14 protein-coding genes are annotated in these 21,214 nt (G+C 62.3%); 1 reads left to right on the plus strand and 13 read right to left on the minus strand.

Features of this window, described 5'->3' with window-relative positions:
* Positions 1 to 12 precede the first annotated feature (12 nt).
* From PFZ56_RS10910 to PFZ56_RS10940, 7 genes are all read right to left on the minus strand, one after another.
* Positions 13 to 1,239, minus strand: coding sequence for an FtsX-like permease family protein (locus PFZ56_RS10910; protein WP_102878439.1), 1,227 nt, complete (start codon positions 1,237 to 1,239; stop codon positions 13 to 15).
* Positions 1,227 to 1,964 carry an ABC transporter ATP-binding protein gene (locus tag PFZ56_RS10915; RefSeq protein ID WP_170001121.1) on the minus strand — a complete coding sequence of 246 codons (738 nt, stop codon included), beginning with the start codon at positions 1,962 to 1,964 and terminating at the stop codon, positions 1,227 to 1,229. Before PFZ56_RS10915 ends, PFZ56_RS10910 begins: the two co-directional genes overlap by 13 nt.
* The gene (locus tag PFZ56_RS10920) at positions 1,957 to 2,982 is read right to left on the minus strand and encodes a zinc-dependent alcohol dehydrogenase family protein (RefSeq protein WP_170001120.1); all 1,026 of its coding nucleotides are present in this window, start codon (positions 2,980 to 2,982) and stop codon (positions 1,957 to 1,959) included. The genes PFZ56_RS10915 and PFZ56_RS10920 overlap by 8 nt, the downstream gene beginning before the upstream one ends.
* The gene (locus PFZ56_RS10925; RefSeq protein WP_102878442.1) at positions 2,979 to 4,334 is read right to left on the minus strand and encodes an aminotransferase class I/II-fold pyridoxal phosphate-dependent enzyme; all 1,356 of its coding nucleotides are present in this window, start codon (positions 4,332 to 4,334) and stop codon (positions 2,979 to 2,981) included. Before PFZ56_RS10925 ends, PFZ56_RS10920 begins: the two co-directional genes overlap by 4 nt.
* The gene (locus PFZ56_RS10930) at positions 4,331 to 10,669 is read right to left on the minus strand and encodes an SDR family NAD(P)-dependent oxidoreductase (protein ID WP_394304635.1); all 6,339 of its coding nucleotides are present in this window, start codon (positions 10,667 to 10,669) and stop codon (positions 4,331 to 4,333) included. The genes PFZ56_RS10925 and PFZ56_RS10930 overlap by 4 nt, the downstream gene beginning before the upstream one ends.
* Positions 10,670 to 11,107: 438 nt before the next feature.
* The gene (locus tag PFZ56_RS10935) at positions 11,108 to 11,932 is read right to left on the minus strand and encodes an SDR family oxidoreductase (RefSeq protein ID WP_110652295.1); all 825 of its coding nucleotides are present in this window, start codon (positions 11,930 to 11,932) and stop codon (positions 11,108 to 11,110) included.
* A gap of 35 nt (positions 11,933 to 11,967) precedes the next feature.
* Positions 11,968 to 12,432 carry a multidrug transporter gene (locus PFZ56_RS10940; RefSeq protein WP_102878445.1) on the minus strand — a complete coding sequence of 155 codons (465 nt, stop codon included), beginning with the start codon at positions 12,430 to 12,432 and terminating at the stop codon, positions 11,968 to 11,970.
* A 422-nt stretch (positions 12,433 to 12,854) separates the two neighbouring features.
* Between PFZ56_RS10940 and PFZ56_RS10945 the strand changes: the two genes are divergently transcribed.
* The gene (locus tag PFZ56_RS10945) at positions 12,855 to 13,334 is read left to right on the plus strand and encodes a YhfG family protein (protein ID WP_170001118.1); all 480 of its coding nucleotides are present in this window, start codon (positions 12,855 to 12,857) and stop codon (positions 13,332 to 13,334) included.
* 596 nt (positions 13,335 to 13,930) lie between these two features.
* Here PFZ56_RS10945 and PFZ56_RS10950 read toward each other — a convergent pair.
* From PFZ56_RS10950 to PFZ56_RS10975, 6 genes are all read right to left on the minus strand, one after another.
* Complete coding sequence (locus PFZ56_RS10950; protein ID WP_110596418.1) at positions 13,931 to 14,206, minus strand: short-chain dehydrogenase; 276 nt, start codon at positions 14,204 to 14,206, stop codon at positions 13,931 to 13,933.
* 601 nt (positions 14,207 to 14,807) lie between these two features.
* Positions 14,808 to 16,259: a mannose-1-phosphate guanylyltransferase/mannose-6-phosphate isomerase gene (locus PFZ56_RS10955; RefSeq protein WP_110596419.1), complete on the minus strand. Its 1,452-nt coding sequence runs from the start codon at positions 16,257 to 16,259 to the stop codon at positions 14,808 to 14,810.
* 176 nt (positions 16,260 to 16,435) lie between these two features.
* Positions 16,436 to 17,104, minus strand: coding sequence for an alginate O-acetyltransferase AlgF (locus tag PFZ56_RS10960; protein WP_170001117.1), 669 nt, complete (start codon positions 17,102 to 17,104; stop codon positions 16,436 to 16,438).
* Positions 17,105 to 17,120: 16 nt separating this feature from the next.
* Entirely contained in the window at positions 17,121 to 18,299 is a 1,179-nt protein-coding gene (locus PFZ56_RS10965) for an alginate O-acetyltransferase (protein WP_170001116.1), read from the minus strand.
* Between the two features lie 11 nt (positions 18,300 to 18,310).
* Entirely contained in the window at positions 18,311 to 19,876 is a 1,566-nt protein-coding gene (locus tag PFZ56_RS10970) for an MBOAT family protein (protein WP_110596421.1), read from the minus strand.
* Between the two features lie 209 nt (positions 19,877 to 20,085).
* The gene (locus PFZ56_RS10975; protein ID WP_110652298.1) at positions 20,086 to 21,210 is read right to left on the minus strand and encodes a mannuronate-specific alginate lyase; all 1,125 of its coding nucleotides are present in this window, start codon (positions 21,208 to 21,210) and stop codon (positions 20,086 to 20,088) included.
* Positions 21,211 to 21,214: the final 4 nt, after the last annotated feature.

The raw sequence follows: 21,214 nt of genomic DNA on the forward strand, positions 1-21,214 counted from the left end.
CCTGGTGGCCGACTAAACGAATGTGAGTGCGTCGACAATTTCATGGCGCGTGGCCTTGTACGCCGGATAGGCGGCGCACAGTACGGCGAACACAGTGACCACCAGCGCGGTCGAGACGATGCGCAGCCAGTCCAGATCGACCTGCAGCGGTACTTCTGTGGACAGGTTCGGGGGGATGTAGCCGATCTGGGCGAGATTGATCCCCAGGGCCACCACCAGGGTCAGGACCAGTCCCAGCAGGCAACCGAAGGCGGCGATCCAGAAACCTTCCAGGGCAAACAGCCGGATCACCCCATTCTGCGAAAGCCCGAGGGCCCGCAGCGTGCCGATTTCGCGGGTGCGCTCCACCACCGCCATCGACATGGTGTTGGCGACGCTCATGGCCGAGATCACCAGAACGATCGAGGCGATAAAGGAGAAGATCACGTCGAACAGGCTTTTGACCTGGGTATAGAAGTTCGACAGTTGTTTCCAGGTTCTGAACTCGACGTCGATGCCTGCGGCCCGCAGCTTGTCCTGCAATTGCTCGCCCATGGTCTCGGTCATCCCGGCATCATCGAGTACCACGACAAAGCGTTCGATGGCGTCGGTGTTGAGCAGCGCCTGGGCCAGCTTGAGGGGCAGCAGGATGAACTTGTCGTTGGTACTGGCGGTGCCGGTGTTGAACACGTCGGTGACCATGGCGTCCACGGCATTGGCCTGTCCGTCGAAGGTGCTCGACAGCAGGCTGAACACCGTGTCCTGTTGCAGGTTCAACAGCTTGGCGAGGTCCGAGGACACCGCGACCCCCATTTCATTCCGGGCATCGAGTTGACCGTTGGAGTAGCCCAGAGCCGAGCCGCCCAGGGCCTGGTCGTCCTCTGGCGCGATACTTTCGCTGATGAAGATGGTCGATGCGCGGCCATTGGAGGCCAGTCCGTTCAGGCTCAGCCTGGGCGAGACATGTTTGATGTGCGGCGCAGCGCGCAGCACGTTCTCGATGCGCTGCGCCTCTTCAGGAGCGATCAGGTACGGCGTCGGATCGAGTTTGCCTTCGAGCCAGAAGCCACGTTTGGTCAGGGTCAGGTGGCCAAGGCGCTCGCCCATCACCGCCAGATCCTCCAGCCCTTTGTAGACATTGGCGACATAGCCGCTGAACAGGTTGATTGCCGCCAGGCCAAAGGCGATGGCCAGCAGCGTGACCAGGGTTCGTCGTCCGTTGCGGAAGGCGTTTTTCAGCGCGAGTATCAATGAGTGCATGACTGAACCTGCTTGATGATTCGCCCGTCGCACAAGCTCAGGCATCGGTCCATGTAGCCCAATGCCCGCTCATCGTGGGTCGAGAAAACGAAGGTCACGCCATAACCGCGATTGAGCCGTTGGAACAACTGCATCGCGGCATGGGCGTTTTCACTGTCCAGGCTGGCCGTCGGTTCATCGGCGATCACCAGCCGTGGTTGGGCGATCAAGGCTCGGGCAATGGCGACCCGTTGCCGCTGGCCGCCGCTCATTTTGTCCGGGCGCTGGTGCAGATGCCCGGCCAGGCCGACCTCTTGCAGCAAGTGGCAGGCGCGCTGGCGCTGTTGCGCGCTGATACGGCCGGCGATTCGCAAGGGCAGCAGCACATTGTCCAGGGCGTCGAGCACCGGGATCAGGTTGAAGCTCTGGAAAACGAAACCGATGGTGCGCAGGCGTTGCTGTGCATAGTGCGCCGAGGTGCTTTGGGTCACGCTGTGGCCCTGCAGCTCGATTTGCCCGGATGAGGGTTTGTCCAGAAGCCCGATCAGGTTCAGCAGCGTGGTTTTGCCGCTGCCCGAGGGCCCGACGATGGCGAGCATTTCTCCGCAGGGGATGTCCAGGTTGATGTCATGCAACGCAATGACGTCGCCATAGCGCTTGCCCAGGTTGCGCAGTCGCACGAGCGGCACCTGATCCACGGAGGGCGGATTGGCGTGCGGAGCATGCCGTTGGCTGACTTCATCCATGATCCTGGTGACCTCCACTGTAAAGGTGCTGAACCGGCCCGTTGGGCAGCAGGTAGACGCGACCCCTGCGTCCCGGGGTTTCGAAGTGCCGCAGTGCCGCGGTGATTTCGTCCAGCGTGTAGGTCGCTGCCACCTGCGCTTGCAGGACCTTCTTGGCCAGCAAATCGGTGGCTTCGCTCATCAGTCCATCCCGATGTTGATGGGACACCTGGGCCAGATGGCGGGCCAGCCAGAAGCCCTTGAGGTTGATGTCGCGGAAAATCACATCCTCGCAGGCCAGTTGGGTCGGTTGTCCTGAAAGCATGCCGTACTGGATGATGGTGCCCCCCGGCTCCAGCAGTTCTCCCAGGGGCGCAACGCCTTCACCACCCACGGCATCCAGCACCAGCCCCCCCAGGGCATAGCCCATGGTGGCCTTGGCTTCTTGCACCAATCGGTCACCGGCCAGGATTGCGGCATCGCCGCCGGCCGCGAGCACTTCGCTCACCGCTTCGGGGCGACGGACGACATTCAGCGTGCGCAAACCGTCATGCCGGGCGACTTGCATCACCGCCCGCCCGACGCTCGACAGGGGCGCGTTCTGGATGACCCAGGCCCCCGGCCCCAGTTGGCTCTGCCGGCGTAGCAGTTCGATGGCGGTGCAGGCGCTGACCTTGAGCGAGGCGGCCTGCAGCGGGTCCAGTTCCGGGGGTAACTTGTGCACCAGCGAGGCGGCAATGCGGCGCTGCTGGCACCAGTTTTCGTTGCCGAGCAGAATCACCCGGTCCCCCTCGCACAGCTGGTCGACCGAGGCGCCACAGGCCATCACCCGACCAATGGCCTCAAGACCAAGGGTCGCGGGCAACTGGGGCAATTCACCGTAGCGGCCCGACAGGCGTGCGAGATCGGCAGGGTTGAGCGCGCAGGCTTGCACCTCGACCAGCACCTCCCAGGGCGAAGGTGGCCCCGGGTCCTCAACCTCGACGCAATAGGCCACGCGGGAAGGCAGACCGAATCGATCAAAACGTATCTGTTTCAAAATAACCCCTTGCTCGCGGGAGCGTTCTTGCGCAGATCGACCAGCAGCTCGACGGTACGGTCGATGTGCTCCCGGGTATGGGCGGCGCTGATAAAGAAACGCAGGCGTTCGGTGTTGCGCGGGACCACCGGAAAGATCATCGGGAAGGTGCAGATGTTCTGTTCGAACAGCTGGGCCGTGGTCCATACCGCTGTCTCGCCGTCGGGCATCATGATCGGCACGATCGCCGAATCATGGCTCAAGCCCGTATCCAAACCGGCTGCCCGGGCCTGGGTCCGGAAGTAGCCGGCATTGCTGACCGCCCGCCGTGCCCGTTCCGGCTCGGCGTGCATGATGCGCAACGCTTGCAGGCCGGCGGCGGCACTGGCCGGCGTGGGCGCGGCGGTGTACAGCAACAGGCCCGGCGCGTAGTGCTTGAGGATCGCGATCAGCTCCTTGCGCCCGGCGATGTAGCCTCCCACCGTGGCGAATGCCTTGCTCATGGACGAGAAGTGGATGTCGATGTCCGCACCGTCGAGGCCGAAGTAGTCGACCACGCCGAGCCCGCGGGGGCCGATCACTCCCATCGAGTGGGCTTCATCCACCATCAGCAGGGCGTGATGGCGGCGCTTGATGTCGATCATGCGCGGGATATCCGGAATATCCCCGTCCATGCTGTAGACGCCCTCGGTCAGGATCAGCACCCGTTCGTAGTGCTGGCGGTGCTCCACCAGCAGTTGCTCCAGGGCGTCATAGTCGTTGTGGGGAAAGGTCAGGCGCCGGGCGCCGCTGAGCTTGGCCCCCATGAGCATGCTGTTGTGGATCAGCTCGTCATAGATCACCAGATCCTGGCGGCGGGCCAGATAACCCAGGGTCGCGACGTTGGCGCCATAGCCATTGACCGCCATTACCGCATCCTCGACCCCCAGTGTCTGGCTGATCAGTTGCTCGAACTCGGTGAAGATCGGGATCTCGCCCATGTTGATCCTTCCCGAGCCCGCCGAAGTGCCGAACGCGTCCACGGCCTGTTTGGCGGCGTCTTGCATCCGCGGATCGCCCAGCAAGTCCAGGTAGTTGTAGGAGGCGTAGTTGATCAGTTGCCGCCCATCCATCTCCACCACGGCGCTGGATGCCCCCAGGTGCTGGCGGAACATGTTCCATTCATAGCCCTGGGTGTTGTAGTACCACTGGGTGTTGCTGAACTCGCGCAGCTCCGGGAAGTAGGCAAAGTCGTAGTGTTCGGGGCCGACTTTGACCTTGGCCGGGGTCGCTCGTGGGCCCTGCTCCGGGCCGGTCGCGGCACCGACGCTGGCGGTTCCCTGTTTACCCAACAACTGGGCACGCAGCCGCTCGATATGCAGGTGAGTAGTCATGCTTGTCGCTCCTGTGCCTGAACCGTTGTCGAGGGCAGAGCATCGAGATCGTCGCTCAGTCCCATGTTGGCCAGGGCATCGTTGGCCATGCCGCGAATCGTCAGGTTGTTGAGGATCTCGATCACCGAGACGCTGATCCCCAGGTTGTTTTTCAGCACCACCTGAATCTCCGCCGCCATCAGTGAGTCGATACCAAACTCGAGAATCGGTCTGTCGATCGAAACCGTGTCGGCACTGGTTTCCAGTTCATCGGCGATCAACGACACGATCAGGCCTGACAGCACCGCGAAGCGTTCCGTCTCCGGCAGCGCGACGATTTCCTCCCGCAGGCGTTCACTGGCGTCGTTGCTGGCCTCGGCATCGGAGGCGATCAGCTCGATGAAACGTGGCGATTGCTGGCTGAGGGTTTCGTACCGCGCCCAATCAGCCCAACTGCTGACCAGGGAAATGCCCAGTTGGGTGATATCCCGCCGCATTGCGCGTTCCAGCCACTGCAGTGCTTCGCGAGTCTCCATGCCGCGCAGTCCCATGTAGCGCATGAACTGTTCGAGCTTTTCATCGCGGGCAATGATGCCGGTATCGGAAATCGCGCCCCAGTTGATGCTCAGTGCCGGCAAACCCAGCGCCCGGCGATGCCAGGTCAGGCCGTCAAGGAAGCTGTTGGCGCTGACATAGGCGGCTTGCTTGCTGTTGCCGATCAACCCGGCGAAGGACGAGAACAGCACGAAATGGTCGAGCTCGATTTCCTGCGTCGCCTGGTGCAGCCATAGCGCGCTCTGCGCCTTGCTCTGCATGACCTGAAGGAAATGCGCAGGATCGAGTTCGAGGATCGCCTCATCGATGATCACCGTGGCCAGGTGGAACACACCCCGCAGGGGCGCAGCGCTGTCGGCGATGGTGCCCATCAGGTCGCGCACGGCACTGGCATCGGCCAGATCGCAGGCCAGGGCCAGCACGTTCGCGCCTTGCTGGCGCAGCTCTTCGACAAAGGCCTGGCGCTCGGGAGTATCGGCGCCGCTGCGCCCGGCGAGCACGATATGTCGTGCGCCGTGATCCACCAGCCAGCGGCTGGTTTTCTGACCAAAGCCACCGAAACCGCCCGTGACCAGGTAGGAGGCATCCGGCCTGAAGGACATCGTCTCCATGACTTGGACCTTGAGGGGGCTCTCCACTTCATCAAAATCGATGAGGATCGGAACATCCACGTTGTCGAGCATTGACAGCTTTCTCGTGGCCAGGTCGGCCAGGGAAATCGTCAGGCTGGGGATGACCGGGACCTGAGCATGGCGGGTGCGCTCCACGGCCGTGCGCAGGGAGGTTGCGAACAGCTGCGCCCGTTGGCTGATCAATGTCAGGTCGGCGCGCACCAGAGAGGCTGCATTGCCGGGCAGGGCAAAGGCGCGTGCAGTTTTTTCGGTGTCAATCAGCACACCGCCCCGGGCTAGCGCTTCCCAGCCGTACAGCCGATCCCAACGCGGCATCGAACCGATGATGGCGTCAAAACCCTGGCCGGCCGTGTGTTCGCATACGGCGGCGTCCAGCGCACTGCCAGTGGCGGTGATGACCGTGCTGGCGACTGCGGCATTGCTGTCGGGCACGTTGATCAGCACGGTACGCACGCCGCGGCGCTGGAGTTCGGCATCGATGGCCAGGCCCAGTGGATCTGCCTCGATCAGCGCACACAGGCCGGCCTCAAGACCGGCCTGGTCAATGAGGTGCTGGGCGATGGCGTCACGCACGGCTACCAGCAGCAATCGGTCGCTGCATTGCTCGTCGCTCAGCGAGGTCAGGTGGAAGGCTGATCGCGGACCGCGCAGGTGGCTGCTGAACGTGAAGGGGGCAAGACCGCAGACCCGTTGGCCAGGATGCAGGTCGGTAACCTCGGCTCCGGTGCGGGTAACGGTGGCGAGCAGCTCGATATAGTGCTGGCCGGAGGGTGGATGGCCTGCTGCCTGCAGGTCGTGTTTGGATACCACTACGCGTTGGACCTTGAGCTCGATGTCATCTGCGCCCAGGGGCTCGCGTGGGGTTTCGATGAGCTTCACGCTGCCAAGGCTAGTGTCGTCTTCATCGGGACGGACCAGGACCGCCCTATCCGTGCCCGCCAGAGCAACTTCCTCCACCAGGGCGTCGGCCAACCACGGCTGGACTTCAAGCCGGCTGCTGAAGCGACGACCCTGGCGAATGGCGACTTCATCCTGTGGCGCGTCGCACATCAACTCACGAAGGCAGGCGTTGATGTCCACGGCGGACGGCGTAGCGGGCAGGTCGACGCTGCTGAAGCGCACGCCTTCGATTTCGTTGAAGGCGACCCGGGCAAATCCGGCCAACGCGGTTTGCGCCGGTTGCACCGGTGCGTCGTTGTCCATGATCTTGAAGGCGTTGTGGGTGATCACATAGGCCCTGGGCCGCTGTTCGAGCTCAAGCCTGGCCAGGCAGCGGCTGACCTCGATCATCAACAGCAGTGCCTGGGCGCCGGTTGGGTCCTGGCTGTCCAGGCGGGCCTGGGCGCCGTGGACGAAGACCACGCCGGCCAATGGGCCCATGCGCCCCAGCGCTCGCTCGATGGCGGCCGACTCGAGGGGCACGCTGATCTCCAGGCCATCGGCCCGCTCCTGGGGGCCGGTACGCAGTCGGGCGCTGACCGAGACACTGGCGTTGTGGAAGTCCTCGACGATACGGTCGGCCAGATCGCGGGAAGCACCGTCCTCGACGACCAGCCAGTTACCCAGTCGCTTGGGTTCGGGTGGGGTCCCGGCATCCGCCCATTCATAGCGGGCCATTTGCAGTTTGACCGGGTCACCGAACTTGTCGGTGCGCCCGGGCGCGTTGGGCACAGCTGTGACGCGCATCCCCCTGATCTGGGCAACGACCACGCCATGTTCATCGGTGATGGTCAGGTCGGACTCAACGTAGGCAGCCGTCGCACTTGTCCTTACCGCCTGGCACCAGCAACGTGTGGGCAACGCGGGGGCGAGCAGGCGCAGCTCGCGAAAACCGGTGGGTAGATAGGTGGTGTCGCTGTCTTCCAGCAGGCCGACCAATGACTGGAAACAGGCATCCAGAACGGTTGGATGAGCATGGTAGCCCTGGTTCGAGAGTTCGCTTGAACACTCGATGAAGGTCAGGGCCCGGCCGGTCTTGGCGTCGGCGCGGATCGAGCGGATGGTCTGGAACATCGGTCCGTACTGGAGGCCGATGCGCGACAGCTCGCGATAGAACACCTTGGGGTCCCATTCGCCGCCGAACGAGGCTTGGAGCCCGGCAATGTCAAGCGATTGAGGCTCGCTTGTGGCCAGTGCGTCGACCCGCCCGACGGCGTGGACCTGACCGGCGCCAATGCTGCCGCTCTCGATACTGTTGAGGGTTACCCGACCGCTGTCGCGGGAGTAGGTGGACACGTAGTCCAGAGGATTGTTGTTGGCAATCACCAGCGGCGCGCGGATCTCCAGGTCTGAGAGGCGCAGCCCCGGGCTGTCCGGGTACAGCGCGGCCGCGGCCTCCAACAGGGTTTCGACATAGCCTGCCGCCGGCATGATCGAGACGCCCGAGACCACGTGCTCCTTCAGGTAGGCCAGGGCCTGGTGATCCAGGTCGTTGAGCCAGGTGTCGTTGGCCGGATAGTGCCGGTAGCCGAGCATGGGCACTTGGGTCGAGGCGATGCGCAGGTAATTGGAGCGCTCACTCTCAAGCCAAAGGTGTTCGCGTTGCCATGGGTAGTTAGGCAGGTCGGTGAAGCGGCCGCGGCCGTTCAGTGGTTGCCAGTCGATGTCGCAGCCACTGGCGAACACCTGGGCGACCACACGCTGCATGCGCTGTTGTTCCGGTTCTTCGCGACGCAGGGTTTCGACCAGGCGGATCTCCTTGGCCTGGACCTTGGCGCAATCGCGCAAGGCGCCTGCCAGGACCGGGTGCGGGCCGATCTCGACGAAGGTGACGTAGTCATCGTCGAGCAAGGTCTGGATCGCTGGGTAGAAATGCACCGGTTGCCGCACGTTGTGCTGCCAGTAGTCGGTGCCGTACTGGCCCTGGCTGGCATAGCGCCCGGTCACGGTCGAGACCAGCGGGATGGAGGGTTGGCAGGCACTGATGGTGCTCAGGGCGGCGGTCAGCTCATCCAGGATCGGCGCCATCAGGTAGCTGTGATAAGGCACTTCGACTGTCAGCAGGCGGTTGAAGATTTCCTGGGTTTCCAGTGTCTGGGCCAGGGCTTCAATGGCCGCGGTTTCCCCCGACAGGGTCAGCATGTTTGGCCCGTTGACCGCCGCGACTTCGATGCGCCCCTCGTAATCAGCCAGCAATGCCTGCGCCTCTTTCTGGCCGATGCCTACCGCCAGCATGCTGCCAGTGCCTGCGGTGGTCGCTTGCAACCGGCTGCGCTCATGGATGACGCGCACCGCATCGTCCAGGGATAACGCGCCACTCACGCAGGCTGCGGTGACCTCGCCAACGCTGTGGCCGACGATGGCCCCGGGCTTGACCCCGGCGGCAGACAGCATCGCCGCCAGCCCCCACTGAAGCATGAAGTTCGCCGGCTGCGCGAAGGCCGTCTGTGTAATGCGTGACTCGCCCTTGCTCTTGAGCATTTGGGCAACGATCGAGAACCCGGAGACGTTCTGGAACAGTCGGTCGGCGGTATCCACCGCGTCGCGATAGACCGGCTCGCTGCGATACAGCTCCTGGCCCATTCCCCACCACTGTGGCCCCATCCCGGTGAAGACCCAGACCGGCAGGGGCTGGCCCTGGGCCGTGCGGCGACTGGTGATGACCTGATCGCAATGCCCGTGCTGCCAATACTCGCTGAGCGCTTGATGCAACTGCTGCCGATCCCGGCCGATGGCCACGGCCCGATGATTGAGGGGCGCACGGTGGAATGCGGCGGAGTGCAGGATGTCGTCCAGCTCGACGTTGCTCGCCTGCAGACGCTCGCTGTAGCGGTGGGACAGCTCCTTGAGCGCACCGGGGCTGCGTGCGGAGAAGGGCAGGTACAGCGGCGCGTCTTGGCTGCGGGCCGCGGCGGTCAGGGCGGCAGGCTCAGGGTCCGGCGCGGAACGCAGCACCACGTGGGCATTGGTGCCGCCGAAACCGAACGAGTTGATGCCTACCAGAAAGGCTTCGCCCGGTTCGGCCAGTTGAATGGGCCCGGCGGCCAGTCGAATTCCCCATTCTTCGAAGGGAATGTCGGGGTTGGGCGTTTCCAGGTTGCCCAGTTCGAATGCTTCGCGATGTTGCAGGGTCAGTACTGCCTTGATCAGACTGGCGATGCCGGCACCAGCCTCAAGGTGGCCGATGTTGCTTTTGATCGAGCCCAGGACCACCCGGTCGTCGCCGCTGCGGCCCTTGCCATAGACCGACCCGATGGAGCGTGCCTCGATCGGGTCGCCTGCCGCGGTTCCCGTCCCATGGCATTCGACGTAACGCACCTGAGCCGGATCAATGTCGAAACGCGTACAAACGTCCTGGATCAAGGCGCCCTGGGCTTCAGCGCTGGGCAGCGAGATGCCCGGGGTACGCCCGTCGGAGTTGACGCCGGCGCCCTCCACCGTGGCCAGGATCGTGTCGCCATCGAGCAACGCTTGCTCCAGGGCCTTGATGATCACCACGCCACCGCCTTCGCCGCGGCCGTAACCGTCGCCACGGGCATCGAATGACTTGCATTGTCCATCGCGAGAGAGGAAGTGCCCCTTGCACATGCCGATGGGGTACTCGGGACGCGTCATGATGTTGGCACCGCCTACCACCGCCATGTCGCACTCGCCGGACCAGATATCGTTGCAGGCGTAGCTGAAGGCGACGAGCGACGAGGAGCAGGCGGTGTCGATCGACAGGCTAGGGCCACGCAGGTTGAATGCGTGGGACAGCCGGTTGGCCAGCATCGTCATCATCATCCCGCTGGGGGTATTGGCGTTCTGTCGGGTGCGGTTGGCGAAGTGGGTCATGGTGACCATTTGGTCCAGCATGAAACCGCCGACATAGACCCCGACTTTACGACCTGAATGTGCCGGCAAGTTCAGGCCGGCATTCTCGAAAGCTTCCCAGGTTAGTTCAAGCAATAAACGTTGCTGTGGATCAATGTTCTCCGCGACACTTGCTGGTAAGTCAAAGAACTCGGCATCCATTGAGCGAATATCGTGTTTTAGGAAGTTTCCTTTTTCTACGTAGGCCTTACCCTTTGAAGTCTCATCGATAGAGTAATAGCGCGCCATGTCCCAACGGTCTTTAGGGACCGTTTCGGCGGTAACTCGGCGTTCTCTAAGTGCGCTTAGTAATTTTCTTAAGTCATTGATATCTCCAGGTAAATTGCAAGACATCCCTACGATTGCGATCTTTCTCATGATCCTAGTTGTCCTTAACTATTTATTTGATTTCAATATTGAAGTGGTTGGTTTTTTGCGATTTTAGTAATGTTGAACTCGCCTGCCCGTAAACCTAGCACAGGATTTTTTTTGTAATTTCTGAATTGATAGTTTGAGAAATATCTTAGTTATATGTAAGAAATGTACTTGCTGTTTTGAAATGGTGAACTTGCAAGAAATAAACAGAGTCGAGTGTTCTATAGGATTGAGTTGTATCGATTTTTTAAGAGGCGCAGGCGCACTGGCGCGCCTGCGGTCGAGCAGGGGGCCGGAGGCGCTGAAGGGGCCAGGACGGGGGAGGGGGCATCAGCCCTCTTGCCCGTGAACGGGCGCAGACGGTGTGGCGCTACAGATTTATCAGCATGACAGCGGGGGGCGGGCACGCTCAGCTTTCCCTGAGCGTGGTGGTTACTTTTTTTAGAGGTTGCGAGTCAGGCCAAACCGCTTCATCAGTCCCTTCTCCAGCAAACCCTTGGGCAGCAGGTTGGCCAGCAGCGGCAAGGCGCGGCTGCCATTGCCCAGGCGCAGCAGGCGTGGCGGTTTGTCCTGTTGCACGGCCTTGAGCAAGCCGGCGGCAAACTCGCTGGCGGGGGTCGGCTTGTCCTGGGAGGCCTTGGCCCGGGAGCGGATGCCCTCGCGCAGTGGCCACCAGGGCGATTGTTCGTTGAGCAGCTGTTCGGCTTCATGCCCGGCGTTCCTGGCAAAACTTGAAGCAATGGCCCCGGGCTGCACTTCCATGACCCGGATGCCGAACGGCGACAGTTCCATGCGCAGGGCATCGCTCAAGGCATGCACCGCGGCTTTCGAGGCGCAATAGGCGCCGGCAAACGGCGTCACCAGCACCCCGGAGACACTGCCGATATTCACCACCAGGCCGCGGCTGCGACGCAGCACCGGGAACATCGCCCGGGTCACCCCGACCACCGAGAACACGTTGGTTTCGAACTGGCGCTGCATGGCTTGCACGCCGCCATCCAGTAGCGGGCCCATGGCGCCGTAGCCGGCGTTGTTGATCAGCACATCGAGGCCGCCGTACTGCTGGTTGATCTCCTCGCTCAAGGCGCCCAGGGCAGCGCCGTCATTGACGTCCAGTTGCACGGCCTTGAAACCGGCGGCTTGCAGGGCAGTGACGTCCTCGGCCTTGCGGGCGCTGGCGAGCACGGTAAAACCGGCGCCCTTGAAGGCATCTGCCAGGGCGCGGCCGATGCCGCTGGAACAACCGGTGATCAACGCTACGGGCATGGCGCGGTCCTTGTGCTGTGAGGGGGAAGAGGAAATCAGTCGGAGAAGCTACCTTGCAAACGCTCGGCACGAAACTCCAGGGTTTGCGGACGATAGCCCGAGCGCAGCGGTGGCAGCGGCAGGCAGTCTTCCCAGCTGGCGCCGGCCTGCAACTCGCCGGGGCCGCGGTAGCGCGGGGCGCTGTACTGGTTGTCGGCGAGGTTGACCGTGTCCCCCGGCGCGTAGGCGGCGACCCGCCAGCGCAGTTCGATCAGGGGCACCTTGTTACCGTTGTTCAGCTTGACCTGCAGCGGGCGGTCGGCAGGGCAGTGTTCGGGGGCGTAGCTCAGGCGCAGATCCAGGCGCGCCAGTTGCTGGGCTTCGCGGTTGTCCAGCCAGACCACCCAGCAGGCCACCAGGGCCAGGCCGAACGCAGCGGCCAGGGACACGGGAAGGGCTTTGGCGGGGTAGCGCAGAAGCAGGATCAGCCAGGTGATGACCAGCAGAACGCCGATGAACATGAGGTGAGCCTCGGGGAAAAGGAGGGGACATCCTACCTAAGCGTAGGTGGGGTTGGCGATGGAGGATGGCTGTTGTGACGTTATCCACAGGCCAGGTTTTGATGGGGGCGTTAGGGACAACAGAAGGTCTGTTAAAGCGGATTTATGCCGATAGTGGACATCATGTGGTCCACTCTGGTGCCCGCCCGAGCAGGTGGCTGGCATGCTCCGGGGTCATCTATCCATTCCTGGAACACCTTTACCGGGACTGGAAAATGCTCAGGCTCTCAGGGCTACAAACATCGAACGAGGCGAATGCTAGCTGAAGGGGGAGGCTCCGCTTTCGACTTTGAAGAGTGCTGGTGCCAAGGACGAGACATGCCCGTGGTGGCGATCTATGAGGTGTATAATCTCCGGGCTTTGGCATCAATCATGGGGCGATGATGGACGTATCACTGCAGCAGATTTTGCAAACTGCACAGATCAGCGATCTGAAGAAGCTGGGGACGTTTCTTGAGGTCAAACGCTTTGTCGAAACTCAGCTTCATTTGAAGTTAGGGGCAAATGGCTGGAGCTCTTTATCTTTGAAATTAAAGCGTCTGAGTGCCCTCGCAGAAGAGGGGCGAGAGTGCGAACGCGTGCTTATTGATGCGTTGCCCTATCCGGCCGTGCGCAATGAAGTTTCAAAAAGAATCGGCTTCAGGATGTGCGCCAGGAATGTTGCAGAACTTAGAGGCGCTTTGTCCCTGTTGTCGAAATGCGCTGCTCGTCCTGCGTTTGATCCTTATGAGCGTTTCGAAAAGAACAAGCTTAAAAACTTTGTCAGCAGTTCAAGACTGGAAGGCATAGACATACCGATCTTCGACGAAAAAGCCTCGTTGGAAAAAATCCTGGCCAAGCATGGAAGACCGTTGAATGGATAAATACGACGCTTCTCATGATCATGACTGCTACCCCGCCTCCTCGGCGTGCCGCCATCCTGAACATTCCTAAACTCCCTTGGCCTGGACATAAACTGCGACGCATTCGTCGTTGCTGCGTGTCGAACCCGGACTAGCCTTTGAGCGTCGCAGCACATTCAGCGCCGGGCTTGGTAACTCGTTCTGATACAGGCGCAACAGCGCCGCATTTCACTTGTGCAATGGCAGCTGTGCGTGGGAGGGCTCGTCCCTGCCGGGTTCCTGTATCTCCGGTTTACCAACCTGCACGCAGCTGCCACACCTCCGCTTGGTAACCCGTTTTGATGCAGCTGCAGCAGCGCCCCATTTCGCTATGGCAGGTGGGTTGTGCGCCTGCGCATTCGTGCAATGGCAGCTGTGCGTGGAAGGGCTGCGTCCCTGCCGGGTTCCTGTATCTCCGGTCGACCAATCCGCGCACGGCTGCCACCCACAACAGGGCTGCGCATCTTCTGGCGAAGATGGGGACGGCAGTGATCGATGAGGCGGGTTCTAGATGAAGGAGAGGGGACAGGCGTGCCGATCGTTCCCCCGCGTTTGAAGGGGAACGATCACAGGGCGTTTTAGTTCAGGTACTGACTGCCACGAATCCGCCGCCCCAACACGTCCAGCAGATCACAACCATCGCGCAATAGAATGGCGCTGGCGTGGGCGATCTGCGTCAGGTCGGTGGCATCGGCGTGGCGGTTGTCCATGTGCACGATGCTTTCCATCAGTTGAGTCACCGCGAGGATGCGGTAGGCGGCGCTGGCATGCAGTTCGTCCAAAGGCGCGCGGGTGTCGATAAACAGGGTCGGAGTGGAGGATTCGTTGCTGGTTAGCGCGATACGGTCCGTCATGGTGTGTTGCTCCTGAAATAAATAGAGCTGCCACTTGATCGCCGTCAAACGAGTTGGGTGGCAACTGTACGCAGGTTGACGGACCGGTTTCAGGAACCCGGCGCATCCGAAGATGCCCCACGCACAGTCGCCATAAGACTTTTTTGCGAGCGCAGAAGAGCGCAAGCAGAGTCGAGGAACTATGCGTCCTGAAAGTGTTACCGAGCCGTCAAACCCGATCACGAATGAGTCGTGACAGGCGCGAGGATAGGGAGCAGTGAGAGGGCGGTCAACCCGATATGTGTAGCCTGAAACGACCTTTTGTATCCACAGATGGCTGTTGATCTGACTTGCCGCTTGAAGCTTACGGTTGCTCCTATTTATCGCTGCTTCTTGTAGCCGCTGCCGCAGGCTGCGAACGACCGCGCAGCGGGCGCAGGGGGCTTGAGACCGCTGAAGGTCCTTCGGCCCTTTTCGCAGCCTGCGGCAGCGGCTACAAAAATCCCCCTGTCCAGGCGCCTGCGGATAGGGGACGCAGGCACCTGGAAAGGGGGAGCACAAAGGTCTTGCTAGCACGACTCCCTGCTTTTAGTTGCAGCTTGCCGCTTGAAACTCGCCGCTGTTACTGGGCGATGGTTTTCACCGAGACGCCACGTTCCACCGGGGTGGAGCGGCCGTAGATATCTTCAAAGCGCTCGATATCGTCTTCGCCCAGGTAGCTGCCCGATTGCACTTCGATGATCTCCAGCGGGATCTTGCCCGGGTTGCGCAGGCGGTGCACCGAGGCAATCGGGATGTAGGTGGACTGGTTCTCGGTGAGCAGGAACACGTTCTCGTCACAGGTGACTTCGGCGGTGCCGCTGACCACGATCCAGTGCTCGGCGCGGTGGTGGTGCATCTGTAGCGACAGGCAGGCCCCCGGCTTGACCGAGATGTGCTTGACCTGGAAGCGCCCGCCCATGTCCACCGAGTCGTAGGAGCCCCACGGGCGATAGACTTCGCAGTGGTTCTGGGTTTCGCTGCGGCCCTGTTCGTTGAGGGTGTTGACCATCTGTTTCACCCCTTGGACCTTGTCCTTGTGGGCAATCATCATGGCGTCCTTGGTTTCCACCACCACGATGTTGTCCAGGCCAATCACCGACACCAGTTTGCCGTTGCCGTGGATCATGCAGTTGTGGCTGTCCTGAATCACCACATCGCCTTTGCTGACGTTGCCGTTGGCGTCTTTTTCATGCACGTCCCACAGCGACGACCAGCAGCCGACATCGCTCCAACCGGCGCTCAGGGGCACCACGCAGGCGCGCTGGGTCTTTTCCATCACCGCGTAGTCGATGGAGTTGTCCGGGCAGCAGGCGAAGGTGGCTTCGTCGATGGTCACGGTGTCCGCGTCCTGCTGGCTGCGTTCCAGGGTCAAGAGGCAGGTGTCGTAGATGTCCGGGTCGTGTTTCTTCAGCTCTTCGAGGAAGCGGCTGGCACGGAACAGGAACATGCCGCTGTTCCAGAAGTAGCCGCCGGCCTGGACGAATTCGGTGGCGCGTTTTTCGTCGGGCTTCTCGACGAACTGCGCGACCCGGCTGATGCCTTCCGGCAGCAGGGCGTCGTTGGCGGACTTGATGTAGCCGTAGCCGGTTTCCGGTTTGGTCGCCGGGACGCCGAACAGCACCATTTCGCCACGTTCGGCGGCCACGGTGGCCAGGGCCAGGGCCCGTTGCAGGGCTTTCTGGTCGTCCAGGACGTGGTCGGCGGGCAGCACCAGCATCAGCTCGTCGCGGCCTTCGTTGACCAGCATCATCGCGGTCAGGGCCACGGCCGGGGCGGTGTTGCGGCCGAAGGGTTCCATGAGGATGCGTTGGGATTCGAGCTTACGGTTGGCCAACTGCTCGTTGACGATGAAGCGGTGGTCCTTGTTGCAGACCACGATGGGGGTGTCCATGCCTTCGAACACCAGGCGCTCCAGGGTTTGCTGGAACAGGGTGTGTTCGCCGGTCAGGGCGAGGAACTGCTTGGGGAATTGTTTGCGCGAAAGCGGCCAAAGACGTGAGCCGCTACCACCGGAAAGGATTACTGGGATCATGGTGTTTCTCCTTGAATCTGTTTGGGTTAGAGCTACGAGGGTTTGTCGTTTCACTCTTGTTTTTGTCTCGGTGCGCCACTGCCGAGGTATGAGGCTGCGAGGGGCTGCGAAGCGGCCCCTGAGGGCGGTCCTGCGGACCGCGTCGCAGCCTCGGGCCTCGGCAGCGGCTACAGGTCTTAGCGGGTGGAGACGGGGCGTTTCACCCACACCGGCGACAGGTTGCTGCCGTTGCCGGTGACGTAGAGCACCGCCGCTTCGCCGCGCTCCAGGGCCACGGGCTTGAGGTCGCTGACTTTTTTCTCACCGTCGTACAGGGCGAAGCTGACCTTCACCGGGTTGATTTCGCGCTCGCCGCGGCCTTTGGCAGCCACGGCCTTGACCACGTCGGTCTTGCCGTCGGCGGTCTTCAGGGTCAGGGCCTGGTCGCTGAGGTTCTGCACCCGCACCAGGGATTTCTGCTTGTTCTTGAACGGCGGTTCTTCGATCAGTTGCGGCTGGCCGCTGGCGTTGTTGACCAGGGTGTAATAGTGATCGGCGGCCAGTTTCACCGGCACGCTCTGGCTGCCCACCTTGGCGGTGTAGTCACCGCCGGGCATGAAGCTGAAGTCGCTGCTGGCCAGGGGCGCGACGTCATTGACGTTGGTGCTGCCCACCGTGGCGCTGACTTCGCTGTTGCTGGCGTTGTAGAGGCGCACGAAGGTCGAGCCCTTGGGCGCGGTGGGACCGTACAGGGCGGCGTCGCCACCGGCGAATACCGGGGCTGATAGCAGGCCCAGGCTCGCGGCCAATACGGCAGCTTTCAGGGATTTGGCAGCGAGACGGCGAGGAGTAGTAGTGAAAGTCATGAGTGTTACCTCTTTTTCAGTTTTGCGCCCGGTCGGGCGTCTCGGATTTCGGAGTGTTGCTGGCTAGGTTTTGTTGGCGAGCACCGGCTTGCTTGAGCTCTGCGACCCACTGCGTGTCGGCGTCGCCGATTTCGTTGTTCACAGGCAGATAACGTTCAGGGAATTCCCAGATCAGCACCTGGGGCGGGTTGTTCTTGAAGTCGTCGCTTTTCAGGTAGCTGAGCATCGGCAGGATCGGGCCGTGGCCGTCTTCGGCGTAGCTCAGCACGTCGCTGTGCAGGGCCTGTTTCAGGGCGCCGACAAAGTTCCAGTTGGGGTTGGCGCTGTAGCTGGTGCCCACCAGGGTCACTGGTACTTCGTGGTCGGCGAACAGCGCGTCGTCGGCGGCCGGCTGTTCCTCGCTGGCGCGGGTCACGCGCTTTTGCAGCGGCTCTTCGGCCGGCATCAGGTTTTCGAACAGCGGGTCCAGGGGCAGGAAGCGCCGCAGGTCGCCCTGGTGCTTCACGGTCTCTTGAGTCTCGGTGACGAAGCGTTGTGGCTGACCGCTTAGCGGGGTCTTGGCGGCGATGGCCTGGGCCAACTGGCGAGCGACGACTTCGGCGCCGGCCGGGGTCCAGTGGGTGTCGGTGCGCAGGAACACTTGCTGGCCCTGTTGCTTGGCCTGTTGCAGGGGGCCCAGCAGGTCGGGGGCAAGGATCTTGTCGGCCGCGACCCGGGCATGGAAGTCCTGGTAGAGGTTGGCGTGGATTCGCGCCGGGCGCACCTCGTCCAGGTGTTCCGGGTACAGCCGGGCCTTGGCCGGAACGATGGCCATGACCAGCTTCACCCCGTGCGCCTTCAAGGTCTGGCGCACGCCTTCCACCAGGGCGTAGTTGCCTTGCAGGTTGAGCTCCTCGTTGACCACCGGGTTGAACTCTTCATCGCTGTACAGCCACTGGTCGCGGCCCAGCACCACCCCGGGGCGGCCTTCGTTGAACAGCTTGAAGTCCAGGGCGGCCCAGAGGTTGGTGCCCAGGCGCTTGATCGGGAACTGGTCGTCGTAGTGGGTTTCCACGGCTTTGGCCCAGCGCCCGTTGAGCACGGTGGCGTCGTTGTTGGTACTGAAGCCGAAGAAGCTGCGCACCGACCACAGCCCGAGGACCGCCAGGGTCACCAGGAACAGGGCGATGTAGAACACACGTAATGAGCGGGTCATGGGCAGATCCCTCAGAACTGGAAGTAAAGGAACGGCGAGAAGCTTTGCGCCGAGAGTTTGAGAATCGAGGCGATGAACAGCAGCAGCACCAGGGCGCGCATCACGTAGCGCGACCAGTCGGCGCTCCAGTAGGCCGGTTGCACTTGGGCCTCGGTGCCGACGATGTAGCCTGGCTGGTGAACGCTGCCGGGGGTGTCCCCGGGCACTGCCTTGATCAGACCGGGCTGGGCGGTGGCCGGGCCGTCGGCGGGGGTAGCGACGTCGGGCTTGGCCTTGACCGGTGCCGGGTTGCGGTACAGGTCACGCAGGCCGAAGAACGCCAGGGTGGCGTAGGCCAGGATCAGGGTCGCCACTTGCAGGCCGGTGAGGCTGGCGCGGTTGAGTTCCGACAGCGACCAGTCGCCAAAGCTGAACATGGCACCGTACATGCGCCCGGCCACGTGCAGGTTCTCGGCACGGAAGATCACCCATCCCATCACCACCAGCAGGAAGGTCAGGGCCCAGCGGATCGGGTTCAGGCTGCGTGGGGTGGTGTTGATGCCCAGGGCCTTTTCGATGGCCAGCCACATGCCGTGCCAGGCGCCCCAGACGATGTAGGTGATGTTCGCACCGTGCCACAGGCCACCGAGCAGCATGGTCAGGAACAGGTTGCGGTAAGTCATCAGCGTGCCTTTGCGGTTGCCGCCCAGGGTGATGTACAGGTAGTCGCGCAGCCAGGTGGACAGGCTGATGTGCCAGCGCCGCCAGAACTCGGTGATCGATTGGCTGATGTAGGGCTGCTTGAAGTTTTCCATGAAGCGAAAACCCATCATCAAGCCCAGGCCGATGGCCATGTCGCTGTAGCCGGAGAAGTCGAAATACAGCTGCGCGGTGTAGGCCAGGGCGCCGAGCCAGGCATCGCCCGTGGTGGGGTTTTGCAGGGCGAAGCAATGGTCGGCGACCACTGCCAGGGTGTCGGCGATGAACACCTTCTTGATGAAACCCTGCATGAAGCGGGTGCAGCCTTCGGAGAACTTGTCCAGGGTGTGGGTGCGGTTGTTGAACTGGTCCGCCAGGTCGCGAAAGCGCAGGACCGGGCCGGCGATCAGGTGCGGGAAGATCGCCACGAACGCCGCAAAGTCGATGAGGTTGCGGGTGGCCGGGGTGTCGCCGCGGTAGACGTCGATGATGTAGCTGATGGACTCGAAGATGTAGAACGAGATGCCGATCGGCAACAGGATGTGGGTCAGGATGAACGGTTCCAGACCGTAGGAGGTCATGATCGCGTTGATGCTGTCCACGCCGAAGTTGGCGTACTTGAAGTAGCCGAGGATGCACAGGTCGACGCCGACGCCGAGCAGCAGCCAGCGTTGGGCCGGCTTGGTACGTACACCGGCGGCGCCGACTTTCAGGCCGATCCAGTAGTTCCACAGGGTGACCCCGGCGAACAGCGCCAGGAAGTCCACCCGCCACCAGGCATAGAACACATAGCTGGCGATCAGCAGCAGCAGGTTGCGATAGCGTTGCCCGCTCAAGTAGTACAAGCCGAGAAAGATCGGCAGGAACAGGAACAGGAACACATTGGACGAGAAAACCATCCCGATCTCTCCATGTTTAACCAATAGTCAGAGGCCGGAGCCCCCCCAAACCCCCCCGTGAAAAACCGCGGGGGTGTGTTGCATTCATGACGCTCTCTGTAGCCGCTGCCGAGGTACGAGGCTGCGATGGGCTGCGAAGCGGCCCCTGGGGGCGGTCCTGCGGACCGCGTCGCAGCCTCGTGCCTCGGCAGCGGCTACAGGTGTAGGTGTTACGGGCCTGTGTTGCCCTTTTCATGGGCCGGGTCGTAGACCTTGGTCAGGTCGCCACCCAGGCGGAAAGTCTTGAACGGTTGCATCTTGTGCTTGCGCTCCAATGTCTCCGGAGCGCAGGTGTAGAGGCTGCAGTAGGGTTCCAGCCAGGCGAATTTCGAGTCGACCTTGAGGTCGGTCATGTCCTGTTCCTTGCCATTCTTCTGCTCGAAAAGCTCCGGGTCTTTCACCCCAGCCAGCACTCGGTCACCCAAGCGCTTGAGCGCGCTGTTGTTCTCCTGGCGCAGGTCGACGCCGTTGACCTGGGCGAAGCTAGCGATCATCGCCAAGGGCGGCAGGGCGTAGTTGTGGTACGCCAGGGCTCGTTGCTGGCGCTTGAGTTCGTTGGGCAAGAAGCCGTCGGCGTCGACCTGGTGGGCGCCGACCTTGTATTCCTTCACGGCCCAGTCGAACAGGTCGCGGCGGTTGGTGGCCACGGCGGTGGCCATCACCGACCAGGCGGCCCAGTAGGAGTGGTTGTTGGTCTTGTCCAGGGGCAGGTTGTCCCAGTCGCTGACTACCTGATCGGCCATCTTGCTGAACCAGGCCTCGATCTTCTGCGCCTGTTCCTGGTGGCTGGCCAGCGGGTGGGAGTCGGAGAACTTCAGCCGCAGGTAGGCCGAGGCCATGCTGCCCAGGGCCCATTTGCGCATGGACTTGCCGGTGTGGTTGAAGTCCTTGGACATCAGCGCGTCGGCCTGGGCCCAGGCGCTGAGCCAGGCGAGGGTGCAGTCCAGCTGTTGCGGGCGGCCGTCGCGCATGAACTGCATGACCCGCTTGCTGGTGCCGCGCTCGATCTTGGTGATGTCCGCGGTGGTGTCGCGAAAGGCCTGTTCGGACTGGGTGTTCAGGGTCGCCCGGGCCTTGTCCGAGCCTTCGTACTTGCTGCGAAACTGCAGGGCGCCGGTGTAGGGCGCCGGCATGGCGTCGCAGCCTTCGCTGTCGTCACCGCTCTTGAACTTGTCCACCGGGGCGTAATAGCCCTGGGGCGGACGCAGCGGCGCGGCGGCCTGGGCGCTGCCGGTGACCATGGCCAGCCCCAGCAGGCTGGGTATCAACAGGCGTTTCAGGTGTGTGCTTTGCATAGGT

Origin of the sequence: Pseudomonas danubii, assembly GCF_042980055.1 — a bacterium.
Classification (GTDB): domain Bacteria; phylum Pseudomonadota; class Gammaproteobacteria; order Pseudomonadales; family Pseudomonadaceae; genus Aquipseudomonas; species Aquipseudomonas danubii.